Genomic DNA, 16518 nt, shown 5'->3' on the forward strand with positions numbered 1-16518 from the left:
TACGGTGCGTGGCATATCCGGCACATCGGAGGTGGCGTCATGCCTACCGTCGTCGTCCTCGCGCTGACCCTCGCCCTCGCGCCCGCGCCGTCGCCGTCGGCCACCTCTGATCCGCTTGGTGACATCATCGGCGGCGTCGGCCAGATCGTCGACGACCTGCTCGGCGGCGACACCCCGAGTGCCGCTCCGACGCCGAGCGTCACTCCCACCGGGGCGGCCACGCCGAGTCGCCCACCGGTCGCCGATCAGCCCAGCCCCGCGGCCATCGCGGTGCCCGGGCCCGCCGGGTCGGCGGGCGGTGCTCCCGCACCCGCCCCCGATCGCCGCACCGCCGGGGAGGTCACCGGCACCCGCGAGGACACAGTGCCGTGGCGCGACGGCGACACCCCCGCGCCGACCGCCCCGCCCGCGCTCGCCAACCCCACCCGGAATGCCTGGCCACCCGTGTCGTACCTGCTGGTCGTGGCGGTTCTCGCGGTGCTGGGTCTGCTGCTCCTGCGCCGCCGGGCCCCCGTCCCCGCCGCCGCACCCGACCCCGGTCCCGTACCGGATTCCGGGCCGGCACCGGACCCCGGCCCGGTGCCGGAAAATGTCAGCCGATTGCCGACCAGCCTCAACGCCATCTACGAGATGGGCCGGCAGGACGAGCGACTCGAACAGGAGCGCCGCCGGCGAACCTGAGGGCACGCCGGCCTCACGACGCCGAGTAGGCGCCCTCACGCCGGGGGATCTCGTCGTCGTACGCCCCGACCGGCCCGCTGTAGCGGGCCTCGCCCTTCGGGTACGGCCAGGCGTTCGCGGTGCAGCCGTGCAGGCCCAGTGTCTGCTGCTGCATCACCGGCGCCGGCCGGCCCCGCCCGGGGCACCGTTCGTGGCCGTACCCGAGTTTGTGCCCCACCTCGTGGTTGACCATGTACTGCCGGTAGGTCTCCACCGTCGCGCCGTAACCCGGCACCCCCTTGACCCAGCGCGCCACGTTGAGCACCACCCGGGCACCGTTGCGGCAGGAGGTGTAGGCGTCCGGCACGTCCTGGCAGAGGGTGTCGCGGGTGCCGGGGGTCGCCAGGTAGATGGTGACGTCGGTCGGCTCGCCGGCGCCGACCCGGCGCAGTCGCCACGCCCCGCCCGCCGTCCACCCGCGTGGGTCGTTCAACGTCGTGGTGATCGCCGTGGCGATGTCAGTCGCCGGCAGGCCCCGGATGTCGCGCTCCACGGCGACCCGGTAGCGCAGCAACCGGCCGGCCGTCGCGTGCCCGGAGGGTGCCTCGCCGGGCGCCACCGACCAGCGGTTACCGCCGGTGGCGGGGTAGCTGACCGGGATGACGGGCGCGGAACTGGATCGGACCTCGGCGGCCCCGGTCGGCCGACCGACAGGTGTCGCCGGTCCGCTGGCCGGCGGTCCGGCGGCGACCGGGTCGGTGGCGGGTTGCCCGGCGGCGGGTAGGCCGCACCCGGTGAGCAGCGCCACCACCAGCAGCGACGCCATCGAGGCGGGACCCCAGCGGCGGGTAACCTTCGTCGACATGTCTCTCCCCTCGCGCGTCGCTCGGCGGCGGCGCGGAGGAGATGACGGGTGACCGTGGCGAAAAGTTGATGTGATCCGGGCTCAACCTTTTGCCGGCCTCGCCCGTCTCCAGCTCTGTGGCACGGGGAGGGTTCGCGGTGGCGCGGGGTGACGCGGAATTCGTCGAGTTCGCGCGGGCGGCATCCGCGCGACTGGTGCACGCCGCGTTCCTGATGACCGGTGACCACCACCAGGCCGAGGACGCCGCGCAGACCGCCCTGGTGCGCACCTACGCGTCGTGGTCGCGAATCCATGACGACGACGCCTACGGGTACGCCCGCCGCACGCTGGTCAACCATCTGGTCGACGGGTGGCGGCGGCCGATGCGGGAGTACCCGACCGACGAGGTGCCGGAGCAGCGGCGTGGCGACCTGGCCGACGACGTGGCCACCCGGCGCTGGTTGGTCACCATCCTCGGTGCGCTCAGCCCCCGGGAGCGCGCCATCGTCGTCCTGCGCTACTACTTCGACCTGCCGGAGGCGCAGGTGGCCCGGGAACTCTCCGTATCCGTCGGCACTGTCAAGAGCACCAGCTCGCGAGCCCTGGAGAAGTTGCGCACCGCCGCGCCCCGCACGGCCGATGAGGAGGCGCGCCGATGAGCGAGCTGGAACGGCTCCGCCACGCGATGCGGGCGACCGAGCGCCCCGACGCCGTGCTCGACCTGGACACCGTGATGCGCGAGGGACGTCGGTTGCGTACCCGTCGACGCGTCGCCGGAGCCGGGGCGGCGACGCTCGCGACCGGCCTGGCCGCCGTGGTCGTCGTGGTGGCGGTCGGTGCGTCCGGGCCGGGCGATCCGGCGCCGACCGAGCACCCACCGCCGGTCGCCGTCGCTCCGCCGTCGGTGGGTGTCTCGCCGTGGGCGGAGAAGTCACCGGTCTCCACGCCGCCGCCGACGGTGGGCCGCGACGAGCCGCCGCCGAAGCCGCTGGGCCAGTTCGTGGACAGCGGGGTGCGGCACGGCACCGACCGGCGGATCTACTACTTCGTCCGGGTGTCCGTGGCCGGTGAGCCCAAGGTGTCCATCGGGCTGGCCGCCGGTCGCCAGGCGCCGGACGGCTCGGTGACCACCGACATCCTGGTCAACGACGTCGACGGCAGCGACCGCAGCGCCGGGTTCCACCAGATCGGCTACGACGAGGGCTCTGCTGCGCCGGTGCCCACCTTCGGCTACTTCGTCGGCCCTGCCAAGCGGATCATCGGCACCGTCGGCGGCCGGCAGGTCGACGCCCGAGTGGCGCGCTGGAGTGTCGACAAGCAGGTGCTGATCTTCTGGTTCGACCCGGCGCAGCTCACCCCGGGGGAGCGGTTGGACGGCATCATCGCCCACGACAGCAGCGGCCACCGACTCTGACGCGCCGCCGGCGCTCAGGCCAGTCGACGTTCGATGGTCACCGTCGTCCCTTCGGCGGTGGAGACCAGCCGCACGTCGCCGTAGGCGTTCATCAGCAGCGCGCCGCGTCCCCGGTCCATCGCCGGCCGGCGGTCCCGCCAGGTGCCGAAGTCCCGTACCGAGATCCGGCTCAGCCCGCCACCGACCTGCACGCGCACCCGTACCTCGGGACGGCTGGGCCGCTGCGCGTGCTCGACGGCGTTGTTCATGGCCTCCGAGGCGGCGAGCAGGAGATCTTCCAGCACGTCCGAGTCGACGTCCAGGTCGTCCAGCGCGCCCCGGACGTCCCGACGCATCGCGGCGGCGGAGGTGGGCGCGGACGGGTACGTCCATTCGACGTCCAGGACGTCGCCCAGCCCGTCCGGGTCGGCCGGCGCCTGCCCGACCACTGACGCGTCGCGAACAGGCTCGGCCGCCGGGGCCGGCGTGCCGGGGCCGATCGGGGCGGGTCGAGCCGGAAGAGTCGGGGCAGCGACCGTCGCCGGGTCGCCCGCTGCGGCCGCGGCAGGGGTACGGTCGCGGGCTCGACGGATGCTGGCCCGGATCCGGGCGATCAACTCGGCCGCGGCGAACGGTTTGACCAGGTAGTCGTCGGCGCCCAGGCTCAGGCCCTCCACGCTGGCCTCCCCACCGGCGCGGGCGGAGAGCACCAGCACCGGCAGCGTCCGGGTCGCCGGGTCCGCGCGTAGCCGGCGCACCAGGTCGAAGCCGTCCAGCACCGGCATCATCACGTCGGTCAGGACCAGGTCGGGCAGGTCGCGGCGGATCTCGTCGAGGGCCTGCCGGCCGTCGGTGACGGCCCGCACCCGCCAGCCCTGCCCGGTGAGCAGCCGGGTGAGGTACGCCCGCATGTCGGCGTTGTCGTCGGCGAGCAGGATCCGGGCCCCGGCCAGCTCGTCAGTGGCCGGCCCGGACGTGGAATCGGGCTCGGTCAGCGCGTCGTCCGGTTCGGTGAGCCAGCCCATCGCCTCCTCGACGGCGGCGCGGGCGGCGTCACCCCGTCCGTCCACCGCCGGCCCGGTGACCGCGGTGCGGTGCGCCGCCGACCAGGGCAGCGTCACGGTGAACCTGCTGCCGACGCCCACCTGGCTGGTCACCCGCACGTCGCCGCCCTCCAGCCGGGCCAACTCGTGCACCAGGGCCAGGCCGATGCCGGTGCCCTCGTGACTGCGCGAGCGGGCGCCTCGCACCCGGTGGAAGCGTTCGAAGAGTTTCGGCAGGTCCCGTTCGGCGATGCCGATGCCGGTGTCCGCGACGGTGAGGCGCACCTCCTCGTCGTCGGCGTCGAGGGTGACCCGGATGCGGCCGATGAACGTGTACTTCAGTGCGTTGGAGAGCAGGTTCGTGACGATGCGTTCCCAGTTGACCGGGTCGACAGCGACCGGCCGGGGCAGCGGTGGGCAGCTCACCTCGAGGGTCAGCCCGGCCCGCTCGACGGCGGCCCGGAACACTCCGGCGAGCTCGGCGGTCAGCGCGGCCAGGTCGACCACACGGGCGTCGCTGCGCGTCCGCCCGGCCTCCAGGCTGGAGAAGGTGAGCAGGCTGTTGACCAGCGTCAACAGCCGAGTGGCGTTGCGCCAGCCGGTCTCCACCCGCTCCCGCTGCACCGCCGCCAACGGCGCTGCGGCGTCGGTGAGGGCGTCGGTCAGCGGGCCGAGGATGAGGGTCAACGGGGTACGGAACTCGTGGCTGACGTTGGCGAAGAAGTCGGTCTTGACCCGGTCCAGTTCCGCCATCGCCTCGACCCGGCGCCGCTCCTCCTCGTACTCCTGGGCGTTGCGCAGAGCAACGGAGATCTGCTGGGCGAGCAGTTGGTGGAAGGAGTGGTACGCCTCGTCGAGCCCTCGGCTGGGGCTGACGCCGGCGAGCAGGACGCCGAGCGGCTGATCCTCGTCGGCGGAGGGCAGCGGCAGAGCCAGCGCGGCGCGGACCGGGTCGTTCCACGGGCCGGCGGGCAGCGGCAGCCGGTCGGCGACGTCGGTCACCGGTGTCGCCCGGCCCTCGGCGGCGTCCGCCAGCCCCCAGGCGTACGCGGGCGGGCCCGGGTCGGTCAGCTCGACGGCGTCCGGCAGAGCCCCGGCGTGGCCCTGGTCGCCGCCGGTGCAGGCGACCCGGCGCAGCGCCGTGTCGTCGCGCAGGTAGATGGCGGCGAACGGCACGTCCAGGGGGTGGCCGTCGATCACGTCGATGAGGCGAGCGCCGGTGGCGTCGACGTCGACGGTGCGCCCGTCGCCGAGCACTGACAGGTCGCGCAGGAGACGCAGCCGGCGTTCGCCGACCACCTGCTGGGTGACCTCGCTGCACACTGTCAGCACGCCGACGGTGCGGCCGTCGTCGTCGCGGGCCGGGGCGTGCGAGACGCTGAAGTACGCCTCCTCGCGGTAGCCGGCCCGCTCCAACAGCAGTTGCAGCGCGGGGACCCAGCTGGCCACCCCGGTCGCCATGGCCTCCTCGATCAGCGGGGCGAGCACGTTCCAGCCCTCGGCCAGCGTCACCCGTACGTCGTCGCCGAGCGCGGCGGGGTGCTTGTCGCCGATCAGCGCGGAGTAGGCGTCGTTGTAGAGCTGGGAGTAGCTCTCACCCCAGAGCAGCAGCATGGGATACCGGGAGGAGAGCACCATCCGGACTGCGGCGCGCAGGCTCTGTGGCCACCCGCCGGCCGGGCCGAGCGGAGTGCCGGCCCAGTCCAGTTGTGCCATCAACCGCCCGGTGTCGCCGCCGCCGAGGAACAGGTCAGTGCTGGGTCGTGTCACGCTCGATCCGACCCCATCGCAAGCCCCCGTTCCGGGCCCGATGACCCCTGCCGCGTTACCTACCCATCCTGACACCTCTACTCACCTGTGCCGACGCCGGTACCCACCGTCGAACCGGCGGCGGTTCGGGACGAACGACCGATGCTCAAGAAATAGATATCTGTCAGTGTCTCGGGTATCTCTCCAACCCCGAGGAGCCCCCATGAGAGGCAGAACGCTGAGCGCGGGAATCGCGCTCGCCGTGTTCGCCGGGATGACGGTGCCGCTGGCCGCCCAATCGGCGACCGCGTCACCTCCGACCGCCACGACGGTGACCCGGCCGATCGCCGCGTCCGCCGCCGCGCTGGCCGCGCCGGACATCTCCATCACCAACGTCCAGGCGCACCTGACGCAGTTCAACGCCATCGCCACCAGTAACGGTGGCAACCGACGGGCCGGCTCGGCCGGCTACACCGCCTCACTGAACTACGTCAAGACCAGGCTCCAGTCGGCCGGCTACACAGTCAGCGAGCAGTACTGCTCCAGCTGCCGGTACCCCTCGAACAACCTCATCGCCGAGTGGCCCGGCGGCCCGGCCGACCAGGTGGTCATGTTCGGTGCGCACCTGGACGGCGTCTCCGCCGGTCCGGGCATCAACGACAACGCCACCGGCTCGTCGACCCTGCTGGAGAACGCGCTGGTCCTGGCCGCACAGAACCCGACCGTTACCAAACGGGTGCGGTTCGCCTGGTGGACAGACGAGGAGCAGGGGCTCAACGGCTCCCGGTTCTACGTCAATTCGCTCAGCGCCACCCAGCGCGGCTATATCAAGGGTTACTACAACTTCGACATGGTCGGCTCGACAAACGGCGGCTACTTCATCAACCGGGTCAGCTCGACCACGGCGGCGCCGCTGAAGGCGTACTGGGATTCGTTGGGCCTGCAACCGGAGGAGAACGTCGAGGGCCAGGGCCGCTCCGACGACTACTACTTCCAGCAGGCCGGCATCCCCACCTCGGGCTACGCCGCCGGCGCCAGCGCCCGCAAGACCAGCGCCCAGGCGGCCAAGTGGGGCGGCACCGCCAACTCCGCGTACGACCCGTGCTACCACCGGTCCTGCGACACCACGGCCAACGTCAGCGCAACGGTGCTGAACCGGGCAGCCGACGGTGTCGCGTACGCGCTGTGGCAGCTCGCCGTGGGTGGCGGCACCCCGACCTGCACCGGCGGTCAGGTGGTCGGAAACGGTGGCTTCGAGAGCGGCAGCACCCCGTGGACCGCGTCCTCCGGCGTGATCACCAACGCCAGCGGCCAGCCCGCCCGGACCGGGTCGTACAAGGCATGGCTCAACGGGTTCGGTAGCACTCGCACCGAGAGCCTGTCGCAGTCGGTGACCCTGCCGGCCGGCTGCTCCACGTACACGCTGTCGTTCTGGCTGCACATCGACACCGCCGAGACCACCAGCTCCACGGCGTACGACCGGCTCACCGTGCAGGCGGGTTCGACCACGCTGGCGACGTACTCCAATCTCAACGCCGCGACCGGTTACGTGCAGCGCAGCCTCAACGTGGCCGCGTTCGCCGGGCAGACGGTGACGCTGCGGTTCACCGGCACCGAGGACTCGTCGTTGCAGACCACCTTCGTGATCGACGACGTGACGTTGCAGGCGAGCTGACCGCGTAGCCGAGAGAGGGCCGCCACCGGTTCTTTTCGGTGGCGGCCCGTCGCGTCGTGGGTCAGGGGAGCTGCGGGTAGAGCGCGGCGACGCCGCCGGCCAGCCCGGCCTGCACCTGGCGGCTGAGGTCGTCGGCGAGGATCTCGTACGCGTCGGCCTCGATGCCGTCCACGCCGATCCGGGCGATCGCCGCCGGGTCGGACTTCGGGCCGGTGATGTCCGCGGCCATGTCGGTGTCCAGGTAGCCGACGTGCAGGCCGGCGACCCGGACGCCCCGGTCGGCCAGTTGGACGCGCAGCACGTTGGTCATCGCCCACTCGGCGGACTTGGCGGCGCTGTAGGCCGCGTGGGTCGGAGAGCCGAACCAGGACAGCACGGAGAGGACGTTGAGAATCGTTCCGCCGCCGTTGCCGGCGATGACCGGCGCGAACGCCCGGATCGTCGACAGGGTGCCGATGTAGTGGGTCTCCAACTCCAGCCGGACGAGGTCCAGGTCGCCGTCGAGGAGGTCGGTCCGGGTGTCGATGCCCGCGTTGTTGATCAGCAGGTTCACGCCGCCGGCCAGCTCGGCGGCGGCGGCCACCGAGGCGGGGTCGGTGATGTCGAGGCGGACCGGCGTCACGCCGGGTAGGTCGACGCTGTCGGGGTTGCGGGCGCCGGCGTAGACGGTGGCGCCCCGGGCGAGGAGTTCGGCGGCCAGGTGCCGGCCGAGGCCACGGTTGGCGCCGGTGACGAGGGCGGTGGTTCCAGCGATCTTCATGGCCGTCACGCTATCCAACCTGACTTCTGTTAGGCAAAGTCAGCTATGTCACGAGGGGTGGCCGGCCGGATCGGGAATACGACCCGGACGCGCCCACACCCCGACCGGTGACGACTCGTATCCTTTCCGCGAACCTTCGCACGAGCCGAGATGGGAGACGGTGTGAGCAACCAGGCCGAAACGTTGGAGTTCCAGGCCGAGGCGCGGCAGCTCCTCCAGTTGGTGGTCCACTCGATCTATTCGAACAAGGACGTCTTCCTGCGGGAACTCATCTCGAACGCGTCCGACGCACTGGACAAGCTTCGGCTGGCCACCCTCGTCGACAAGGACCTCGTCGCCGACACCGACGACCTGCACGTCGCCCTGGAGATCGACAGCGACGCCCGCACCCTCACCGTGCGCGACAACGGCATCGGGATGACCCGCGACGAGGTCGTCCAGCTGATCGGCACGATCGCCAAGTCGGGCACCGCCGAGCTGCTGCGCCAACTGCGCGAGTCCGCCGACGCCCACGCCAAGCAGGACCTCATCGGCCAGTTCGGCGTCGGCTTCTACGCCGCGTTCATGGTCGCCGACCGGGTCACCCTGCTGACCCGCAAGGCCGGCGAGACCGGTGGCACCCGCTGGGAGTCCACCGGCGAGGGCACGTACTCGATCGAGGCGGTCGACGAGGCGCCGCAGGGCACCACTGTGACCCTGCACCTCAAGCCGGCCGACACCGAGGACAACCTGCACGACTACACCGCAGAGTGGACCGTCCGCGAGATCGTCAAGCGTTACTCCGACTTCATCGCCTGGCCGATCCGGATGAGCGTCGAACGCCCCGGCGCCGAGGGGGAGGCCGCCACCCGCGAGGTGCAGACCCTCAACTCGATGAAGGCGCTCTGGGCGCGGCCCCGCGACGAGGTCGACGCTGCCGAGTACAACGAGTTCTACAAGCACGTCAGCCACGACTGGGCCGACCCGCTCGAGGTCGTGCACATGAAGGGTGAGGGCACCTTCGAGTACGAGGCGCTGCTCTTCCTGCCCAGCCACGCCCCACTGGACCTGTTCTCCCCGCAGGGCCGCCGTGGCGTCCAGCTCTACGTCAAGCGCGTCTTCATCATGGACGACTGCGAGGCGCTGGTCCCGACCTACCTGCGCTTCGTCAAGGGCGTGGTCGACGCGCACGACCTGTCGCTGAACATCTCCCGGGAGATCCTCCAACAGGACCGGCAGATCCAGATCGTCCGCCGCCGCCTGGTCAAGAAGGTCCTCGCCGCTGTCAAGGACCTCAAGGCCAACCACGCCGAGCGCTACCGCACCTTCTGGACCGAGTTCGGCGCGGTGGTCAAGGAAGGGCTGATCGACGACACCGACAACCGGGACACCCTGCTGGACATCCTGTCGGTGGCCTCCACCAACGACCCGGCCGAGCCCACCGACCTGGCCGGCTACGTGTCGCGGATGAAGGACGGCCAGAGCGACATCTGGTACGCCACCGGCGAGTCCCGGGCCGCCATCGAGAACTCTCCGCACCTGGAAGCGTTCCGGGCCAAGGGGCACGAGGTGCTGCTCCTCACCGACCAGGTCGACGAGGTGTGGGTCGAGCGGGTCGGCACGTACGACGGTCGGCCACTGCGCTCGATCGCCAAGGGCGAGATCGACCTGGACACCGACGAGGAGAAGCAACAGGCCGAGGCCGAGCGCGAGCAGCAGCGACAGGAGTTCGCCGGGCTGCTCGACTGGCTGGGGACCACCCTCACGGACAGCGTCCGGGAGGTCCGCCTGTCGTCGCGGCTGACCACCTCACCGGCCTGCGTCGTCGGCGACGCCCACGACCTCACCCCGACCCTGGAGAAGATGTACCGGGCGATGGGACACGAGATCCCCACTACCAAGCGGATCCTGGAGATCAACCCTGGTCACCCGCTGGTGTCCGGGCTGCGCAAGGCCCACGAGCAGGGCAGCGACCCCGCCGCCCTGACCGAGACCGCCGAGCTGCTCTACGGCCTGGCGGTGCTCGCCGAGGGCGGTGAGCTGACCGACCCGGCCCGCTTCACCCGGACGCTCGCCGACCGGCTGGCGCGCACCCTGTAGGCGTACCCCGGGCGGCGGCCCGTTCGAACAGCGGGCTCGCCGGCTGGCGCTGCGCCGCATCGTGGCCTGGCTGCGCCACGACAGCTGAACGCTCGGCCGGACAACCGGCCGAGCGTTCGCCTGTGTAGCGCGGATCAGTTCAGGTGTGGGTGGTCCGTCACGCCGCGGAGGCGGCCTTCGACCCTCGGTGCGACGCAACGGGGCCGGCGTTCCAGCTCCAGCGCGGGGCCGGTACCGCCGCGTCGCGCCGCCCGTCCGTGTCGACGTCGTCGCCGTCGGTTCCGTCGACGGTCCGCTCGACCGGGGCGGGTGTGCTGCGGGCCAGTCGCAGTGAGTGCTCGGCGCCGGTACGAGCCGCGCACGGCCAGGACTGCCCGGCGCACTGCAGGTTGCGGCACCGGCCCTCGTCGTCCGGCTCGTGTGCGCTCAGCACGTCGACCGCCAACTGCCACAGCAGCGGGTCGGTCACGTCGTGCGGGCGCTCGGCGGTGCGACTCGGTCGGTTGCTGGTGTCGTCGGACATGGTGGGCCCCCCTCGTCAGGCTGTACCCCACAAGGGTCACCCGTCAGCCGCCGGCTAAACCGCCGACCTGCTGTGATGTGTCTCTGATCGCAGCTCGACCGTGGACGCCGCACGCTTATCGGTCAGTCCGGCAGAAGCGGCATCTCCACGCCCTGCTCCTGGCCGAGCAACACCGCCCGAGTGAGCGCCGCTGATCCGAACCGGTCGCGGACCGCGTCGACCGCAGCGTCCAGATCGGACCCGGGGTCCGGCTGGAAAGGCAGCTCAGGCTGGACCGGGTTGTCGTCGAGGTTACCCACGGAGACACCGATCAGCGTGACGCCACGGCGATCGATCTCGGGCAGTGCGGCGCGTAGCAGCGCACGGGCGGCGGCGAGCAGTGGTGTCGTGTCCGCCGTCGCCTTGCCCACCGTGTGCGAGCGGGTCGCCCGGGTGTAGTCGCCGAAGCGCAGCCGCAACACCACTGTGCGGCCGGACCGCCCGGCCGTCCGCATCCGCCGGCTGACCCGGTCGACCAGGCCGGCGAGGATGGCGTCCAGCTCCGTCGAGGCGTGCGGGGTACGACTCAACGCGTGCTGCGCGCCCATCGAACCGCGCCGCCGCCCCACCTGCACCGCCCGGGGATCGCGATTGTGCGCCAGCGCGTGCAGGTGGCGGCCGGCGCCCGCACCGAGCAGCGACACCAGCGCCGCCTCACCGAGGCGGGCCACCTCCCCGACGGTACGGATCCGGCGTTCGCGCAGCTTGGCGGCCGTGACCGGGCCGACGCCCCAGAGCCGTTCCACCGGCAGTGGGTGCAGGAACGCCAGCTCGGCGTCCGGTGCGACCACCAGCAGGCCGTCCGGTTTCGCCACCCCGCTGGCCACCTTGGCCAGGAACTTCGTGCGGGCCACCCCCACCGTGATCGGCAGGTGGACCCGGTCGCTGACCTCCCGGCGCAGTCGTTCGGCGATCTCGGCCGGTGGTCCGACCAGCCGCCGCAGACCACCCACGTCGAGGAACGCCTCGTCGATGGAGAGCCCCTCGACCAGCGGTGTGGTCTGCCGGAAGATCTCGAAGACCGCGCGGCTCGCCGCCGTGTACGCCGACATCCGGGGCGGCACGACGATCGCGTCCGGGCAGAGCCGACGCGCCTGCTGGCCGCCCATCGCGCTGCGGACGCCCCGCGCCTTCGCCTCGTAGCTGGCCGCGAGCACCACGCCGCCACCGACGATCACCGGCCTCCCACGCAGGCGCGGGTCGTCGCGCTGCTCGACCGACGCGTAGAACGCGTCCAGGTCGGCGTGCAGGATGCTGGCGCCGGGCGACACGTACACATGTTCGCATGACGCCCGGCCGGTGCGGCAGTGAGCTGGGCTGACGCCCGGTCAGTCGAGGCAGAACTCGTTGCCCTCGGGGTCGGCCATGATGAGATGACCGGCCCCCAACGGGGGAGAGGGCTCGTGCCGACTGAGCCGCTTGGCACCATGCGAGGCGAGCCGTTCGGCCTCCGCCTCCAGGACCGCCATCCGCTCGTCACCCTCCAGCCCGGGGGCCGCGCGTACGTCGAGGTGGACGCGGTTCTTCACCTGCTTGTGCTCCGGCACCCGCTGGAAGAACAGCCGTGGTCGCGTGCCCTCGGGGTCGACCACCGCCGACGCGTCGTTGCGGTTCTCCGGCGGCACACCCATCGCCTCCAACGCCTGGTCCCAGGACTCGAAGTCGCCGGGTGGGGCCTGCACCTGGTAGCCGAGCGCCTCGGCCCAGAACGTGGCCAACCTCGCCGGGTCGGCGCAGTCGAACGTGATCTGGACGTCGCGGGTCACGGCGGATTCCTGTTTCCTGTTCTGGTCGGTCATGATCCCAGCCTCTCGCTGATAGCGGACAGAGTCGTTCCGCTATTCGTGCAACGATCGACGGGTGACCGTCGAGGCGACGACCGAGCGGGTGCTGCGCCTGCTGGCGCTGCTGCAACGACGACTGTCCTGGACGGCCGCCGAACTCGCCGTCGAGCTGGGCGTCACCGGGCGTTGCGTGCGCCGCGACGTGCAGCGTCTGCGGACGCTCGGCTACCCCGTGCACGCGGTGTCGGGCGTCGGCGGCGGCTACCAACTCGGTGCGGGCACCCGGCTGCCGCCGTTGCTCCTCGACGACGAGGAGGCGATCGCCACGGCGGTGTCTCTGCGGCTCGCCTCCGGGGGCACTGTCGCCGGGGCGCGCGAGGCCGCGCTGCGGGCACTCGCGAAGCTCGACCAGGTGATGCCGTCGCGGCTACGCGCCGAGGTACGGGCGGTGCACGGCTCCACCGACACCCTCATCGGCCCGGTCGCCGAGATCGACGCGGAGCTGCTGGTGACACTCGCCCGGGCCTGTCGAGACGGGGTACGCGTTCGATTCCACTATCCCGGGCGGAGCGGTGGCGAGCAGGAGCGGACGGTCGAGCCGGTCCGGATGGTCACGACCGGGCGTCGCTGGTATCTGATGGCCTGGGACGTCGACCGCGACGACTGGCGGACGTTCCGGCTGGACCGGATGCGGGCGGCGGTGGCGACGACCTGGCGTTTCCCGGCGCGCGAGCACCCGGACCCGGTCGCGTTCGTGCAGCGGGCCGTGACCGGTGCGCCGTACCGGTACCTTGCCCGGGTGCGGGTGCACGCCCAACCGGAGCGGTTGCGGGAGGTGGTCCCGCCCCAGGTGGGGCGGGTCGAGGACGACCGCGACGGGTGGTCCGTGCTGGTCGTCGGCGGCGACAACCTGGACTGGCTCGCCGCTCACCTCGCCCGCCTGGATCACGAGATGGAGGTGCTGGAGCCTCCCGAGCTGCGCGAGGCCGCAGGCCGGCTCGCCCGTCGCCTGGCGGTGCTGGCCGGTGCGCCGTCGGAACCCGACGGGCGGTGACGCAGCGCGTAGTGGCGCAGCGACACCGGGCTTCCGTCGGGGGCGGTCCATGGTGCCGTGCTGGTGCCGACACACCGCCATCCCGCGCGCTCGTACAGCGCAGCGGCCGCTGTGCCACCGCCGGCCAACTCCAGCACCAGGTCCGTTGCGCGTTTGTCCGCCCACTGGCGGGCCCGGTCCAACAGCGCGCTGCCCAGCGCCAACCCACGCGCTTTCGGCACCACGAAGAGGCGAGCCACCTCGGCCGTCGGCCGGCCGGGCGGCCCGTCCACCTGATCGGGGATCCGATGCACCGCGGCGTGTCCGACAATGGCCGCATCGGCGTCGACGGCGACCCAGGCTCGCGCCGGGTGCGGCTCGCGCAGCCAGCGGTGCGGGTCGGCGGGCCAGTTCAGCGGGTACCCGTCGACCCGGTGAACCTCGGCGAGCGCCGCGACGCAGCCGTCCAGGTCGGTGGCGCGCCGCCGACGGACAGCGGGTGGGTTCACAGATCGTCGAACGGGCCGGCGTAGCGGAACTCGCCCCGGATCGACTCGCGCCACGCGTGCAACTGTCGGGCCATGAAGTACTGCGGCCCCCACGGCTGCGGCGGAGTGACGCCGAGTTCGACGGCGGGCCGGAACCCGAAGCGTGGGTAGTAGTCGGGGTGCCCGAGCAGCACCACCAGCGGTTCGTCCCGCGCGTCGGCCGCGCCGAGCACCGCGTGCATCAACGCGCTGCCGACCCCGCGGCGCTGCCAGTCGGGCAACACGCCCAGCGGCCCCAGGCCCAACGCCACCGGCGCACCGCCCACCCGGCCGCGGGTGGCCACCACGTGCCCGACCACCTGGCCGTCCGAGTCGGTCGCCACCAGGGAGTACGCGGGCAGCCAGCCCTCGTCGGCGCGCAGCGCGTCGACAAGGGTCGCCTCGACCGGTACGGCGTCACCGCCGTCAGCCTTCGCGAAGGCGGCGGAGTGCACCGCCCGAATGGCGTCGACATCCGCGGGTGTCTCGCGTCTGATCAGCACCGCGCCACCATACGGGTGCCTTCGGCAGCGGCTCCACGCGTTATCCCGTTTGGCGCTGTGCTCAGCCGGGGTGGCGCGGGCGATCGGTTGCCGAGCCGAGGCTGTTGCCGAACCGTCGGCAGTTGGAGGGCGTGTCGCGGAAACGGGCTATGCCTGTGAGTCATATTGATGACTCACAGGCATACCGCTCATGAGCGAATATGGCTCCCGGCCCGAAGCCAGCGGGGTCGGAGGTCGGGCGCGATCTCAGCCGACGGCGGTGGCGGAGGGCGGGGCGCTGCCCCCCTGGGGTGCCTCCGGGACCATCAGCCGGACGATCTCCGCCTGGTCGGCTGCCGAGGGCAGTCCCCATTCCGGTCGGTATCCGTACACCTCGTGCAGTGGGGTGGAGCCGGTGCGGCCGTCCAGGATCTCGACGGCGTCGGTGCCGATCAGGCCGGGGTGTTCGACGCCGCAGGCCTCGGCGACCTTGGTCAGGTCCCGGCGCAGCGTCCGCACGTAGTTGGCCGCCCGGACCGACTTCACCGTCGGGTCCAGGCCCCGGGTGAGCCACGCGTTCTGGGTGGCGACGCCGGTGGGGCAGGTGTCGGTGTGGCACTTCTGCGCCTGGATGCAGCCGATCGCCAGCATCGCCTCCCGACCGACGTTGACCAGGTCGCAGCCGAGCGCGAACGCCACGATGGCGTTGTCCGGCAGGCCGAGCTTGCCGCCGCCGACGAAGACCACCTGCTCGTGCAGGTCGTGCTCGGCGAAGATCTTGTACACCCGGGAGAAGCCCTGCTGGAACGGGAGCGACACGGAGTCGGTGAAGATCAGTGGTGCGGCGCCGGTGCCGCCCTCGCCGCCGTCGATCGTCACGAAGTCCACACCCCGGCCGGTGTCCCGCATCAGGGTGGCCAGTTCCTGCCAGAAGCCCAGGTCGCCGACCGCCGATTTGATGCCGACCGGCAGACCCGTCTCGGCGGCCAGCAACTCCACCCAGTCGAGCAGGCTGTCGCAGTCGGAGAACTCGGCGTGCCGGGACGGGCTGACGCAGTCCTGCCCGGCCGGGATGCCCCGGGTGGCGGCGATCTCGGCGGACACCTTCGCCCCGGGCAGCAGCCCACCGAGGCTCGGCTTGGCGCCCTGGCTCAGCTTGATCTCCAGCGCCCGCACCGGTGCGCCGGCGACCAGGTCCTTCAGCCGGTCGAGGCTGAACCGACCGTGCTCGTCGCGGCAGCCGAAGTACGCGGTGCCGAGTTGGAAGACCAGTTCACCACCATTGCGGTGGTACGGCGACAGGCCGCCCTCGCCGGTGTTCTGCAGGCAGCCGGCGAGGGCCGCCCCCTTGTTGAGCGCGGTGATGGCGTTGCCGGAGAGCGAGCCGAAGCTCATCCCGGAGATGTTGACGACCGACTCCGGTCGGAACGCCCGGGCGCGTCCCCGTGCCGCGCCGAGCACCTTCGCGCAGGGCAACCGCACGTCGTGCCCGGCGGTCGGTGACGACGGCGGCACGGCACGGCCGAACGTGCGGTGCTTGATGATCGGGTACCCGGGGGTGTACTCGATGTCGTTGTCAGTGCCGAAACCGAAGTAGTTGTTCTCCTGCTTGGCCGACGCGTACACCCAGCGGCGCTGGTCGCGGGTGAACGGCCGCTCCTCGTTGTTGCCGGCCACGATGTACTGCCGAAGCTCCGGCCCGATCGTCTCCAGGAGGTAGCGGGCGCGGCCGAGGACCGGGAAGTTGCGCAGCAGCGCGTGGTCGCGCTGGATCAGGTCCCGCGCGGCGAGGGCCGCGACGGCGGCGGCGACAGCGGGTACGGCTCGACGGGCCCAGGTCATGCCCGGGGTTCTTTCCGCCCGGGCGGCGGATCAAACCGATGAGCCGGCTGGTGGCGGTGCGGGCGGGCCCCGCACCGCCACCACG

The 16518-nt window shown here is 72.0% G+C and carries 15 protein-coding genes; 6 read left to right on the forward strand and 9 right to left on the reverse strand.

Annotated features, from left to right (window positions below):
- Positions 1-39: 39 nt before the first annotated feature.
- On the forward strand, positions 40-681 hold the full coding sequence (locus ABZS40_RS29165) for a hypothetical protein (RefSeq protein ID WP_354946752.1): 642 nt from the start codon (positions 40-42) through the stop codon (positions 679-681).
- Positions 682-694: 13 nt separating this feature from the next.
- On the opposite strand, the gene ABZS40_RS29170 is transcribed toward ABZS40_RS29165, so the two are convergent.
- On the reverse strand, positions 695-1525 hold the full coding sequence (locus ABZS40_RS29170) for a DUF3152 domain-containing protein (protein ID WP_354946754.1): 831 nt from the start codon (positions 1523-1525) through the stop codon (positions 695-697).
- Between the two features lie 137 nt (positions 1526-1662).
- Here ABZS40_RS29170 and ABZS40_RS29175 point away from each other — a divergent pair, with 137 nt between their 5' ends.
- On the forward strand, positions 1663-2163 hold the full coding sequence (locus tag ABZS40_RS29175) for a SigE family RNA polymerase sigma factor (RefSeq protein ID WP_354946756.1): 501 nt from the start codon (positions 1663-1665) through the stop codon (positions 2161-2163).
- Positions 2160-2918, forward strand: coding sequence for a hypothetical protein (locus tag ABZS40_RS29180; protein WP_354946758.1), 759 nt, complete (start codon positions 2160-2162; stop codon positions 2916-2918). Before ABZS40_RS29175 ends, ABZS40_RS29180 begins: the two co-directional genes overlap by 4 nt.
- Positions 2919-2932: 14 nt before the next feature.
- On the opposite strand, the gene ABZS40_RS29185 is transcribed toward ABZS40_RS29180, so the two are convergent.
- Positions 2933-5710, reverse strand: coding sequence for an ATP-binding protein (locus ABZS40_RS29185; RefSeq protein WP_354946760.1), 2778 nt, complete (start codon positions 5708-5710; stop codon positions 2933-2935).
- A gap of 202 nt (positions 5711-5912) precedes the next feature.
- Between ABZS40_RS29185 and ABZS40_RS29190 the strand changes: the two genes are divergently transcribed.
- Positions 5913-7364 (forward strand): M28 family peptidase, encoded by a 1452-nt coding sequence (locus ABZS40_RS29190; protein WP_354946762.1) that lies wholly within the window; start codon positions 5913-5915, stop codon positions 7362-7364.
- Between the two features lie 61 nt (positions 7365-7425).
- Here the strand turns inward: ABZS40_RS29190 and ABZS40_RS29195 are convergent, their stop codons facing one another.
- Positions 7426-8124 (reverse strand): SDR family oxidoreductase, encoded by a 699-nt coding sequence (locus ABZS40_RS29195; RefSeq protein WP_354946764.1) that lies wholly within the window; start codon positions 8122-8124, stop codon positions 7426-7428.
- Positions 8125-8274: 150 nt separating this feature from the next.
- On the opposite strand from ABZS40_RS29195, the gene htpG reads away from it, so the two are divergent.
- Complete coding sequence (gene htpG, locus ABZS40_RS29200) at positions 8275-10203, forward strand: molecular chaperone HtpG (protein WP_354946766.1); 1929 nt, start codon at positions 8275-8277, stop codon at positions 10201-10203.
- A 157-nt stretch (positions 10204-10360) separates the two neighbouring features.
- Here the strand turns inward: htpG and ABZS40_RS29205 are convergent, their stop codons facing one another.
- The 3 genes from ABZS40_RS29205 to ABZS40_RS29215 form a co-directional block, all read right to left on the reverse strand.
- The gene (locus ABZS40_RS29205) at positions 10361-10726 is read right to left on the reverse strand and encodes a hypothetical protein (protein ID WP_354946768.1); all 366 of its coding nucleotides are present in this window, start codon (positions 10724-10726) and stop codon (positions 10361-10363) included.
- A 122-nt stretch (positions 10727-10848) separates the two neighbouring features.
- Positions 10849-12036: a DNA polymerase IV gene (gene dinB, locus ABZS40_RS29210; RefSeq protein WP_354946770.1), complete on the reverse strand. Its 1188-nt coding sequence runs from the start codon at positions 12034-12036 to the stop codon at positions 10849-10851.
- Between the two features lie 57 nt (positions 12037-12093).
- Positions 12094-12564 carry a VOC family protein gene (locus tag ABZS40_RS29215; RefSeq protein ID WP_354946772.1) on the reverse strand — a complete coding sequence of 157 codons (471 nt, stop codon included), beginning with the start codon at positions 12562-12564 and terminating at the stop codon, positions 12094-12096.
- A 61-nt stretch (positions 12565-12625) separates the two neighbouring features.
- Here ABZS40_RS29215 and ABZS40_RS29220 point away from each other — a divergent pair, with 61 nt between their 5' ends.
- Entirely contained in the window at positions 12626-13603 is a 978-nt protein-coding gene (locus ABZS40_RS29220) for a YafY family protein (RefSeq protein WP_354946774.1), read from the forward strand.
- On the opposite strand, the gene ABZS40_RS29225 is transcribed toward ABZS40_RS29220, so the two are convergent.
- From ABZS40_RS29225 to ABZS40_RS29235, 3 genes are all read right to left on the reverse strand, one after another.
- Positions 13495-14091 (reverse strand): GNAT family N-acetyltransferase, encoded by a 597-nt coding sequence (locus ABZS40_RS29225; RefSeq protein ID WP_354946776.1) that lies wholly within the window; start codon positions 14089-14091, stop codon positions 13495-13497. The two genes, ABZS40_RS29220 and ABZS40_RS29225, sit on opposite strands and share 109 nt — an antisense overlap.
- A complete protein-coding gene (locus tag ABZS40_RS29230) occupies positions 14088-14612 on the reverse strand; it encodes an N-acetyltransferase (protein WP_354946778.1) in 525 nt (174 codons plus the stop codon). Before ABZS40_RS29230 ends, ABZS40_RS29225 begins: the two co-directional genes overlap by 4 nt.
- Positions 14613-14858: 246 nt before the next feature.
- On the reverse strand, positions 14859-16433 hold the full coding sequence (locus ABZS40_RS29235) for an FMN-binding glutamate synthase family protein (RefSeq protein WP_354946780.1): 1575 nt from the start codon (positions 16431-16433) through the stop codon (positions 14859-14861).
- Positions 16434-16518: the final 85 nt, after the last annotated feature.

The organism is Micromonospora sp. NPDC005324 (genome assembly GCF_040607155.1).
Classification (GTDB): domain Bacteria; phylum Actinomycetota; class Actinomycetes; order Mycobacteriales; family Micromonosporaceae; genus Micromonospora; species Micromonospora trifolii.

Bases quoted from the DNA above. Each gene is read 5' to 3' on its own strand.
- ABZS40_RS29165 (WP_354946752.1), top strand. From the start codon at position 40: ATGCCTACCGTCGTCGTCCTCGCGCTGACCCTCGCCCTCGCGCCCGCG.
- ABZS40_RS29170 (WP_354946754.1), bottom strand. From the start codon at position 1,525: ATGTCGACGAAGGTTACCCGCCGCTGGGGTCCCGCCTCGATGGCGTCG.
- ABZS40_RS29180 (WP_354946758.1), top strand. From the start codon at position 2,160: ATGAGCGAGCTGGAACGGCTCCGCCACGCGATGCGGGCGACCGAGCGC.
- ABZS40_RS29190 (WP_354946762.1), top strand. From the start codon at position 5,913: ATGAGAGGCAGAACGCTGAGCGCGGGAATCGCGCTCGCCGTGTTCGCC.
- ABZS40_RS29195 (WP_354946764.1), bottom strand. From the start codon at position 8,124: ATGAAGATCGCTGGAACCACCGCCCTCGTCACCGGCGCCAACCGTGGC.
- htpG (WP_354946766.1), top strand. From the start codon at position 8,275: ATGGGAGACGGTGTGAGCAACCAGGCCGAAACGTTGGAGTTCCAGGCC.
- ABZS40_RS29205 (WP_354946768.1), bottom strand. From the start codon at position 10,726: ATGTCCGACGACACCAGCAACCGACCGAGTCGCACCGCCGAGCGCCCG.
- ABZS40_RS29215 (WP_354946772.1), bottom strand. From the start codon at position 12,564: ATGACCGACCAGAACAGGAAACAGGAATCCGCCGTGACCCGCGACGTC.
- ABZS40_RS29235 (WP_354946780.1), bottom strand. From the start codon at position 16,433: ATGACCTGGGCCCGTCGAGCCGTACCCGCTGTCGCCGCCGCCGTCGCG.